We start from the raw sequence: 11,191 nt of genomic DNA on the forward strand, positions 1-11,191 counted from the left end.
GGAGTTTGGCTGGCAAGGGACGCCGCTATGCAACGGGCCGCGATGCAACGGGCCGCAACGCAACGGACCGGCAGGCAACCAGGATGCCGCCGTCCCGGAGGGGCGGTCTAACCCCGGTGCTCCTTGATCTGGGCGATGAACTCGGCGTTGGACCGGGTCTTGCGCATGCGCTCGATCAGTTTTTCCAGGATGTCGGCCGGGTCGCGGTCGCCCATGGACCGCCGGAGGGCCCACATGATCTCCTGCTCGTCCTTGCTGAGCAGCAGCTCCTCACGCCGGGTGCCCGACCGCTTGATGTCGATGGCGGGGAAGATCCGCCGCTCCGCCAGCCGCCGGTCCAGGTGCAGCTCCATGTTGCCGGTGCCCTTGAACTCCTCGTAGATCACGTCGTCCATCTTGCTGCCGGTGTCGATCAGGGCCGTGGCGATGATGGTCAGGCTGCCGCCCTCTTCGATGTTCCGGGCCGCGCCGAAGAACCGCTTCGGCTTGTAGAAGGCCGCGGGGTCAAGGCCGCCCGACAGGGTGCGGCCGCTGGGCGGCGTGACCAGGTTGTGGGCCCGGGTCAGCCGGGTCAGGCTGTCCAGCAGGATCACCACGTCGCGCCCGTGCTCGACCAGCCGCTTGGCCCGCTCCAGCACCATGTCGGCCAGCTTGGCGTGGTTCTCCGGCGTCTGGTCGAAGGTGGAGCTCAGGACCTCGCCGCGGACCGACCGCTCCATGTCGGTGACCTCTTCGGGCCGCTCGTCGATCAGCACCACCATCAGGGCCACGTCGGGGTAGTTGTAGGCGATGCCGTTGGCGATCTGCTTGAGCAGGATCGTCTTGCCCGCCTTGGGCGGCGCGACGATCAGCCCGCGCTGGCCCTTGCCGATGGGCGCCACCAGGTCGATCAGCCGCTGGGCGATGCTGCCGCCCGGCGTCTCCAGGGTCAGCCGCTCGTTGGGGAAGATCGGCGTCAAGCCCTCGAAGTGCAGGCGATCCCGGGCCAGCTCGGCGTCCACGCCGTTGACGGCCTCGACCCGGAGCAGGGCAAAGTACCGCTCGTTGTCCTTGGGCGGCCGCGCCTGGCCGGAGACCATGTCGCCCGGCCGCAGGTCGAACCGGCGGATCTGGGAGGGCGAGACGTAGATGTCCTCCTTGCTGGGCAGGTAGTTCACCGGCCGGAGGAACCCGAAGCCCTCGGGCATGATGTCCAGCAGGCCCTCGGCCCACAGCAGGCCGTCCTTCTCCGTGCGCGCCTTGGCGATCTCGAAGATCAGCTCTTGCTTGCGCATCGCGCTGTAGTAGGGGATCTCCAGCTGGCGCGCCAGGGCGTAGAGCTCCTTGAGGGACATCTGCTCCATCTCGCGGATGTCCGGACGGCCGCCGTTGCCCTGACGACCGCGGCCGGCTCCGGGACCTCGCCCGGGACGCCCGGTGGTGTCGGCCTCCGGGGCACCGGGTCCCGCCGGCAACGGCACAGGGCCGCCGGCGGCCGGCGCCGGCATCTCGGTAGCTCGCTCGGCCACCCCGCCGTAGGGGCCGCGGCCGGCCTCGTCGCCACCTGCCCCAAACCCGGCGGCACCCGGGAGGGCGCCGGGTTCGCCACCCCCCCGCTCCTCCGGCCAAGCCGGTTCCGCCGGGGCTGCGCCTGGCACCTGGACCCCTCCTTCCCGGGCCCCCCGCCCGTTGGTCGCGCCCGCCGGCCGGGGGCCCGCCCCCCGCGACCAACCGTTGCCCGACCGGGTGGCCGCGGCGATCGCCTCCCCCGGGCGGGGACGGGATTCGCCCCGGGGACGGCCATCCGCCCGCTCGGCGGCGGCCGGGCGCGGCCGGTGCTCGACCCGCTCGGGGGACTGCGGCCGCGGGCGCGCCTCCGGGCCACCCGGCACGGCCCGGGCAGCCGGCGCCGCCTCTTGGGGGGACGTCCGCCGCTGCGCCCCTTCCACCCCGGCTGCGGCGCCGCGGCGTCGCTGGGCTGCTGCGGAGGGTGCCCCGGCAGCCTCCGCCGCCGTCGCCGCGGCCGGTCCCTGAACCGTCGCGGGCTCAGCCGCTTCACCGCCACCGGTGCCCGCAAGGGACGGCGAAGCGGCCGCGGGGGTCACCTCGGAAGCCGGGGTCGCGGGCATGGGGGTCACCGCCGGGGCCAAACCGGGACTGCGGCCACCGCCGGCCTCTTGGACGGCCTCTTGGGCGGTCGCTTGGACCATGGGCTGGTCGGGCGCCGGCATCACCGCCGCCGGGGAGGCCCCGCGAGCGCCGGCCACTTGCCCCTCGGGGGCCACGCCGGTGCCGGTGGAACCGGCGGCCTGTGCGGCGCCGGTGGAACCGGCCTCCTCGGCGGTACCCGCCATCCCGGTGGAGCGGGCTTCGTCCGTCGCAGCAGAGATTGTGGCGTCGGCGGGTTCAGCGGTCGTCGCCGCCTTCCGGCGGGTCCGGCGGGTCCCGGTGCTCCCCGCCCGCCGCGTCCGGCTGCGGGTCGAAGAGGTGGCGGTCGCCTCGGCCAGCTCGCCGGGCTCGCCCCCGGCCGTGGTCCCGGCGGTCTCGCCGCCGTCTCCCCCGCCGGCCGGGGTGGCGGGTCCCGCCTGCAGCCCCTCACCCGGCTGCCTCTCCGAGGGCACCGGAGCCCTGGCGCCAGCCGTCTCCGGGCCGTCGCCGGCCCCAGGGGCCGCCGCCACCGGTTCGGCTGCGCCGGCTGCCGCGGCCGGTTCGTCCTGCATGGTGGCCGGGCTCAGCGTGCCGTCCCCTCTGGCGCTCGCATCCGGGTTGGAGGCGGTCCCCGGGTCAGGGCTGGGGGCGTCGCCCGAGGTCGCCGTGACGGTCCCCTCCGCTGCCGCGGTGGGAGCGGCAGCGGGGGCCGCTTTTCGCGTGCGGGAACTGCGCGTCCGTCCGGTCCGGGAACGCGGAGTCGAACGGGATTCGGTTGTGTCCGACAAAGAGGTCACCTTCCCTTAGGCGGGCATGTACCCTCGCTGGCGAGTCTGGCGCTGCGTCTGGGGGAGGAGGAGGCCAACCATAAGGATTGCGTCTGCGGTAGAAGCCTATGCGCCCGGCCGGGCGCCAACACCGCTGGTGTGCGGTGGAAGTATACCAGGCTCAGGGGCTGCCGTCAAGGCAAGTCGCCTCATGACGACCCGCAACCACCCGTCCTGTTGCATCGCGAACGGTCTCGATCCAAGACACGGCTCGCCCCTCTACCGGCCTCCGGAAGCCACGACGTGGCAGCCGAGCGACCGGGCCGCCCCGACGGGGTACCCGCCCGCGGGTTGCCGGCGGGCACCCCACGGGCGGCACCGGACGGGTCATGGCCGCGGCGGTGGGCGCCGCGCGGGCAGGGGTGCCGTTCCACCGTTCCTGCGCCTGCCCCCCGTCCCTCCTTGCGCCCGGCTTTCCGTTGCCTTGGACCGGCTCCCCATCACCCACCGGGGACCACGCAATCCATCGCCGCAACGCGGCTCCGGAACCCGCGCGCCGGGCCGGGAACCCGGCCGCTCCGGAACCCACGCCCCGGGCCGGGGAACCGGGCGTGGGACTCAGGCGTGACCGCTCCGCCCGGCCTGGGCCGCCCGCCAGTCGGCCAGGAACCGCTCCAGGCCCGCGTCGGTCAAGGGATGCCGGATCAACTGCTCCAGCACCGCCATGGGCATGGTGGCGATGTCGGCGCCCACCCGGGCGGCCGCGATCACGTGCCGGGGATGGCGGATGCTGGCGGCCAGGACCTTGGTCGCCAGGTTGTGGGCGCGGAAGATCGCCACGATCTCCGCCACCAGGCCGATGCCGTCTTCACCGATGTCGTCCAGGCGACCGACGAAGGGGCTGACGAAGGCGGCGCCGGCCCGCGCGGCCAGCAGCGCCTGCCCGGGCTGGAAGACCAGGGTGACGTTGACCCGGATGCCCTCCCGGGACAGGCGGTGGGTGGCCTCCAGCCCCGCCGCCGTCATCGGCACCTTGACGACGATGTTGTCCGCCAGGGCCGCCAGATGGCGCCCCTCCCGGACCATGCCGTCGGCGTCGGTGGCGATGACCTCGGCGCTGATGGGGCCGGGGATGAGACTGGCGATGGTCTTCAGGATGGCTTCCGGATCCCCTCCGGCCTTCGCCATCAGGGTCGGGTTGGTGGTCACCCCGGTGACCACGCCCCAGGCCGCGGCCCGCCGGACCTCATCGACCTGGGCGGTGTCGAGAAAGAGTTCCATTGCCATCGCTCCTCCGACTCCGAACTCATTCGGGCCCCCGGGCCGGTCTCCTGCCGGCGCCCGGGGCGATCGCCTGGCCGCCCTCTGGCCATCTCCGACGGGCCCCCGCGCAGGCCCGTACCCGTGCCCTCGCCGTGGCTCTTTCCCGTCCCGGCACGCCCGTCCCGCCCCGGCCCCGGCCGTGCCCCGACCGGGTCCCTGCCCTTCCCTTTCCCATCCCGGCGACGACCCGGCGCTGCGGCACCGGTCACCCCGCGGGCCGGCCCGGCAACACCACCCGCTGCCGGCTCTCCTCACCGGCGCCCAGGACCCGCACGTCCAGGACCCGGTGACGGCCGTCCCAGGGTAGGGTCACCCGCCCCCCCGCCGTGGTATAGAGGTGGCCGTCCACGATCAGGCTGGCGTCCCGCAGCATCCCGTCGCTGCGATCCCGCACCTGCAAGGTGACCCGGGCCGGCTGCCCCGGCGCCACCGGCGGCACCACCGCCGTCACCACCAGCCGGGGTGGACCCCGCCGCACCCTCACCGGCAGGGGCGCGCCGATGGCGCCCGCATCGTCCAGCAGCACCAGGTAACCCCGTTGCTCGCCGGTTCCGGGGGGCACGTCGAACATGGCCATGATCCGGGCCGGCTGTCCGGCGGCCAGATCCACCGAACCGGCCGCCACCCGGATTCCACCCCCGCTGTGGAACCGGCGAACCACCAGGGGAACGGCCAGCGCGCCCCCGTCGGGCTCCGGGCCTTCGCGCCAGGCCGGCGGCTCCGCGCCCGCCGGCTCCAGTTCGACCACCGCATAGTACCGGCCGGGCACCGGATCGGCCACCACCGCCACCGGGTCGCCGCGCCCGTCACCGACGGGCTGGGCGGCCCCCTCCTCCACCCGGTAGAGATACAGGTGGACGCGCCAGCCGGCCCGGGGCGCCGGCCCCGCCTGCACCTGCAGCAGGGCCGTCCCCGCTGCGACGTCAAAGCGGTACGGCTGGGGCTCGCCGGCGACCACGACCACCTGGGCCCGTTCCTCCGCCATGGGGTCGGCGGGTGCCGTGCCCCGGTCCCCCGGTGCCGTGCCCTCGCTCCCGGTGGCGGGCGCCACCGCCCGGGCCCGCCCGTTCGCCGTGCCGGTCGGCTCGCCCTGGCCCGCCCGGGCCCGCCCGTCCGCCGCACCGGCGGGCTCGCCGTGGGCCGCCGGGGCCGCCGGGCCAGCACCGTCGTTCCTCCCGCCGTTGCCGCCGCTCCCCCCGGCCCGACCGGCTCCCGTGCTCCCCGCGTTCCCCGCCCCTTCGGCCCCTTCCCCGGCCCCAGGCCCGCCCGGTGCCACAGCCGCCCCCGGCCCCGCCTGGCCGGGCGGCGCGGCCGCGCCCGCCATCCCCGGGGCGCCCCCCGGCGTGCCCTCTGCCGTATCCGCCCCGCCGCGGGTCCCAGGCTCTACCGCGAGGCCCACGTCCCAGCCCATCCCGGCCACCCGGCCGCGAACCGCCCGCCCAAAGGGAACCAGGGTGACGCCTTCCCACAAGCGCGCCCCCTGGGGCCCCGGCGCCGTCACCTCCAGCTCCCGGGGCTGCCAGGCCACGCCCTGGGCCGTGGCCGTCATGCGGAAGGGACTGGCCGTGCGGTCGAAGGCCGCCGGCGAAAGGGGCGAGAAGAAGAGGTCGACTTCCCAGACCCCGGCTTCGGGCGACGGGATCTCCACCGTCCAGTCGGGGAGCTCGGGTCCCCCGATCAGCTGGCCCGCGTCCCGGGCGCTGTCGCGGACCAGCCGGCCGCCGGGCCCGTAGACCCACGCTGCCAGGCTGCCGCCCTCCACCGTGCCGCCCGCAGTAGGCCGGTCGATCCGGAACACCAACCGCGTCACGCCCGGCGGCACGTCGACGAAGACCCGCCGGACCTGCCCCCGGGGTACCGTTCCCTGCACCTGCAGGTTGCCGCCGGCCAGGTCGTGGGGCCGCACGAAGGTCTGGAGGAACCCGGCCGCCAGGGGGCCGCCCCCCTCCAGCCGGACCAGCGCCGAGTACAAGCCCGGCTGTTCCGGCAGCTGGTACTGCACGGGCAGGGCGATCCCCTCTCCCGCCGGGTAGGGCATGGAGCCGGGGAACCGGGCCCAAGGAGGTACCCCCGCCCAGCCCGCGACGACGGCGCCTGCCCCGCCGTGCCGCACGTGGAAGGTGAGGACGCCGGGCGGCGGCCCGTCCCAGAACACGCCCCGGTAGGGGCGCCCCCGGTGGAGCCACAGCACCGACCACCCGGACGAACCGGCCGCCCCCGGTCCGGGCCTGACCGCGGGCCCGGAAGCCTCAAGCGCCTCCACCGCGGCCGCCGCCCGGGGCACACCGAACCCCTGGACCGCCGCGGGCACCCCGGCCAGCGGCCGGGCGGTCGCCTGGAGGACGGGTCCCAGCGCCGCCGCCGGCAACGCCGGCGCCTGCTGGCGTGCCTGCTCCAGCAACAAGGCCGCCAGACCGGCCACGTAGGGCACGGCCACGCTGGTGCCCTCGTCGGGCGCCAGGCCACCGGGCCACTGGCCGGACTGCCAGGAGGGCACCAGGGCGTAGGTCACGCCGGGCGCCACCAGGGAGGGGGACGGCGTGCCGTCCCGGGCCGGACCGGCCGCGCTGTAGGGCAGCAGGCGCTCCCCGGCCGGATCCCCCAGCAGCGCAGCCGCCTGGGCCGGGAGGAAGGCGCCCACCACCAGGCCCGCGTCGGCCGGCAGGGCCAGGGCCGTGTGCAGGCCCGGGCCCCCGTTGCCCGCGGCCAGCACCGGCAGCACGCCCTGGGCCACCGCCTCCCGCAGGACCCGCTCGGTCACCGGCAGCTCGTCTTCAGGGGAGCGGCTCTCGGCGCTCAGGCTGATGACGTCCACCCCGTGGGCCACGGCATAGTCCACCGCCGCCAGGATCTGGCTCCAGTCGCCCTGACCGCGGCTGCCCAGGGCCTTGAGGACGACCATCTCCACCCCCGGCGCCACGCCCTGGTAGGTGCTCCCCGCAGCGGCCAGGATGGAGGCCATGCGGGTGCCGTGGCCGTGGGCATCGAAGCCGAAGTTGACCAGGGCCCCCTGGGGGTCGACGGCCGTCACCGCCACCGCCATGCCGGCCGGCGCGCCGGCCGCGGGCCCTGAACCGCCGCCGGCCGCCCCCCTGGCCTGCTCCGCCGCCGGTTCTTGAGCCGGCGGCAGGGCAGGCGCCCCGGTGCCCGTCCCGGTTGGCTCACCGCCCGGCGCGACCGGCCCCAGCCAGGCCACACCGCCGCCCTGGGCCACGGGCTGCAGGGCCGGTTCCTCCGCCAGGTCCAGGTCCTGGTCGGCGTCGATCTGGACCCGCGGCCCGCCCGGAGGCGCGGCCGCATCCGATGCCGCGGACCTGTCCCCCGAGGACGGCGCGCGCTCGTCCGGCGATGCCCCTTCCGGGTAGGCCACGACCAGCCAGCGGTCGCGCACGGTGCCATTGCCGTTGAGGTCCGTCCCGCCCGCGCCCACGTTGGCCTCGTCCAGCCACCCCAGGCGGATCGCCCGGCCGGCGGCCCAGGGGGGCAGGTGCAGCTCCAGCCCCTCCCACCGGACCCGGACCCCCTGCGACCCGGCCCGGCCGGCCCGTACCGCCCCCGTGAGGAAGACATCCCCCTCCGCGGCCCAGGCGGGGTTTTGCCCCTCTACCAGCACCCCGGGCCCCTCCGCCCGCGCCCGTTCCGCGCGCTCGGCGAAGGGCACCGCCGTGGTGAAGTCCACATAGTCCACGATCCGGCGGCGCAAGGCGGGAAGACCGGGATCGGCCCCGGTGTCGATCACCGCCACCCGGACGCCCCGCCCCGTCCATCCCCGCCCGCGCAGGCCCGTCGCCCCGATGGCCTCCAGGTTGGCCTGGTGCAGGGCCCGTTCGAAGGGCAGGGACCGGTCATCCACGTCGGCGCCCGGCACCGGCGGGCTGGGGACCGCCGTCGCCACGGGACCGTCCACCTGGATCGCCTCCAGGCCCGGCAGGATCCGCGGAAGAACCGGCGCCGGCACCCGGGCAGCGATGGCCGCCGTCACCCGCCCCTCCCAGAGGATGTGGCCCCCTGCCGCCTGGATCTGCCGGCGGACCGCCTCCCCCGCTCCGGGGCGGGGCAGCAGGGTCACGGTGACGGCCTCTCCCCGGGCCAGGGCAGCCAGCCAGGCGCTGCGGGCCTCCGGCCAGCCGGCAACCGGCGAGGTTGGCGCGCCGTCACCGGATCCCAGGGCGTCGGGAGCTGGCGAGCCCAGCGGGCCGGCGCAGGGAGCGGCGGGCGCACCGGCCCCCGGTATCCGACTGGACGAACCTGGCCGGTGGATCATCCCCTCCGGCGGCGGCGCGCCCTCGCAGCTGGCCCCGGGGCCGGTCCCGTCGCCCACGACGGCTTGGTTCGCGCCGCCCGGCGGGCGCGGCAGACCCGCCGGGGCTGGGTGGGCCGGGTTCGTCCCGGCCGCCCCGCCGCCGATCCCGAGCACCGGCGCGCCCCACGCGTTCCAAAGCACCGAACCGGCCAGCAGCAAGGCCGCCAGTCCATTCCTCAAGGCCATCCTCCGGCGCAAGCTCCAACCCCCACGTGCCCGTGCAGGCACCTCCGGCCGTCACCAACCGGCTCCGGCTCCGGTTGCCCCGTCGCCGGCACCGGCCCCTTCCGCCACGACGAACCCGGCCACGCTGGGCGACGCCAGCGCCAGCTCCACGTGGTCGCCCGGCCGCAAGTCGCTGAGGAGCGCGTCCCGGCCGTCCCGGCGGATGGAGGCCGTCGTCGCCACGACCCAGCGGGCCGTACCGCTCCCCGTCCGGACCGTCAAGACCCCGCGCAGGGCGTCGACCGCCACCAGCCGCCCGTCGACGGCGGCGCGCAGGGCCTCAATGCCGCGCACCGTTCCCGTTGCCCACCTGAGATCCAGGACGACCCGGTCCCCCGGCTGCAGGGCTGCCAGCCGGCTGGGCCGGCCGTTCAAGTGGACGGGGGCCCCGTCCTCCACGCGGAGCTCAAGGCGCATCTCCCCCCCGGCCATCCCCGGCTCGAGAAGGCCGGTTGCCCCGGCCGCAGCCCCCGCGGCCGCGGCCCACGGGGCGGGGGGCCGGGGGACCGGGGACCGCCGGGGTCCAGGCCCCGTCGCACCAACCGCGCCGGCGAATGGGCCGGCCGCTTGAGAGGGAATACCGGCGGGAAGGGCCAGCACCAGCTGACCGGCACGCCAGTCCACCTGCCGCACCGTGCCTTCCAGGGTCCAGCGATAGGCCTCCACGTAAGCCGCCGCCACCGACGGGCCCCGGGTGAGGGTGGAACCGGCCCCCGGCGCCTCCCGCGCCGCCGGGGTGGATCCGCCTCCCGCTGGAGGCTCCACCGGGCCCGCCACCCCTGGGACGCCGCCCGCCCTGGGGCGTTGCTCCACCCAGCGGACCTGGTCGCCGGGCCGGAGGGCGGCCGGCTCGACGCGCCTCCCGTTGCGAAACACCGGGGCCTCGGCCAACCGGAGGACCCGCCGCAGGCCACCCTGGTCGACTTCCACCCATCCGGCCCCGGCGTCCACCGCCGCGACGACCCCCTCGCCGTCGAAGAGGGCCCCGGCCTGGTCCATCAGGGCCAGGAACCAGGGCATCGCCTCGGCCAGGCGGACGGTCTCGCGGCCTGCCTCTTCCGGGCGCGGGCCCGGCGCCGTCGTTCCACCCGCCCGGCCCCCGGGGGAGCCTGCACCGGCGGTTCCCCCTTGATTGGGCGCACCGTTCGCAGCGGCCCCGGTGAGGACCCGAGCAGCCACGTCCTCCAGATCCAGAGGGGTCACGGGGACCTGAGGCGAGGGCACCGCCCCCGCGGGGCCGGCGCCTCCGGCCGTGGGCGGCGCGGCGACCTCCGGGGCTTGGGGGACCGGGGCCGCGCTACCCCTGGGGGCCTCAGGCCCAGCGGGTTCCACCCAGCTGGCCGGCACCCAGCCCATCCCCACGGCCAGGGCCAGGGCCCGGTCGGGCGGCAGCGGTTCCCCTGCCGGCCCCACCAGCGCAGCCACCAGCCACCCCGCCAGCTCGCCCCGGGTGACGGGCCGGCCGGCAGGCTCCGCCGGCAACGGCCACCCCAGGGCGCGCCAGAGGCCTTGGACGGCCTCGGCCCGGCGGCCGGCATCCGGGTCCAAGGCTGCCCCGGCGGTGCCGGCGGAGGCCGCCTCCCGGGCGGCCGGCGAGTCGTCGGAGGAACCCGGCGCCGAGGCAGCCTGGCCGGCACTCCCCGGCCCGGCGACGGCCGCCAGGAGAGCGACCAGGAGGACGAGGGTCAGCAGCCGGGTCCGCCGCTGCGCGGCGGCCCGGCGCCGTCCATGTGGATGCTCTGCGGGGACGAATTCGGCTGCTGCATCCCGCCGGTGGAGACGATGCCGCCATCCGAACACGCCACGACGATCCTCCCGTCGCCCGTTGCAGGGCCGCCTCGACCCTCCCGTCGCCCGTTGACGGGCCGCCTCAACGGCCCCCGGTATGACCCGGCGGGCTGCCGGCGGGCAGGGGCTCCAGATCGGTTCTCGCCGGCGCCGCCGTGGCCGGCGCGGTGCCTCCCTGGCCGCGGCCCTTGCGACGCCGTCGCCGCCGCCTCCGCCCTTGCCCGGTGGGCCGGGCCGCCCCTTTGCCGGCGTCGCCCGCGCCCGTTCCACCCCGATCACCCGGGGCCGGGGCAGGGCCGTCCCCCGGGCCCGGACGCGCAGCCCCGGGCATGGTCCCTGCCCGCCCCTTGGCCAGGGTGCCAAGGCCGGCGGGCCCCGGGGACGGTGGCGCCTCGGATTGCAGCGCCGCGCGGATGCGCGCCAGCAGCACGTCCACCGCCACCCGGTTGAAGCCGCCCTCGGGGATGATCAGGTCGGCATACCGCTTGCTGGGCTCGACGAACTGCTCGTGCATGGGCTTGACGGTCTCCAGATACTGGCTGATCACCGATTCCAGCGTGCGGCCCCGCTTCTCGATGTCGCGCACCAGGCGGCGCAAGATGCGGACGTCGGCGTCGGTGTCGACGAAGATCTTGATGTCCAGCAGGGGTCGCAAGGC

General features: G+C 76.5%; 5 protein-coding genes and 1 pseudogene (1 of these 6 cut by a window edge). 1 reads left to right on the forward strand and 5 read right to left on the reverse strand.

Annotated elements, in window-relative coordinates; genetic code table 11:
* Positions 1–107: 107 nt before the first annotated feature.
* The gene (gene rho, locus ACYQ02_RS11815) at positions 108–1,343 is read right to left on the reverse strand and encodes a transcription termination factor Rho (protein ID WP_460040694.1); all 1,236 of its coding nucleotides are present in this window, start codon (positions 1,341–1,343) and stop codon (positions 108–110) included.
* Positions 1,344–2,187: 844 nt separating this feature from the next.
* Here rho and ACYQ02_RS11820 point away from each other — a divergent pair.
* Positions 2,188–2,934, forward strand: coding sequence for a hypothetical protein (locus ACYQ02_RS11820; RefSeq protein ID WP_460040615.1), 747 nt, complete (start codon positions 2,188–2,190; stop codon positions 2,932–2,934).
* A 578-nt stretch (positions 2,935–3,512) separates the two neighbouring features.
* Here ACYQ02_RS11820 and fsa read toward each other — a convergent pair.
* The 4 genes and pseudogenes from fsa to udk form a co-directional block, all read right to left on the reverse strand.
* Positions 3,513–4,175: a fructose-6-phosphate aldolase gene (gene fsa / locus ACYQ02_RS11825; protein WP_460040616.1), complete on the reverse strand. Its 663-nt coding sequence runs from the start codon at positions 4,173–4,175 to the stop codon at positions 3,513–3,515.
* A gap of 247 nt (positions 4,176–4,422) precedes the next feature.
* Positions 4,423–8,706, reverse strand: coding sequence for a S8 family serine peptidase (locus tag ACYQ02_RS11830; RefSeq protein ID WP_460040695.1), 4,284 nt, complete (start codon positions 8,704–8,706; stop codon positions 4,423–4,425).
* 51 nt (positions 8,707–8,757) lie between these two features.
* Positions 8,758–10,545 (reverse strand): hypothetical protein, encoded by a 1,788-nt coding sequence (locus ACYQ02_RS11835; RefSeq protein WP_460040617.1) that lies wholly within the window; start codon positions 10,543–10,545, stop codon positions 8,758–8,760.
* 385 nt (positions 10,546–10,930) lie between these two features.
* A pseudogene (udk, locus tag ACYQ02_RS11840) lies at positions 10,931–11,191 on the reverse strand (uridine kinase) (its annotated part continues 348 nt past the right edge of the window); the annotation flags it as partial.

It is taken from the genome of Thermaerobacter litoralis, from assembly GCF_054654595.1.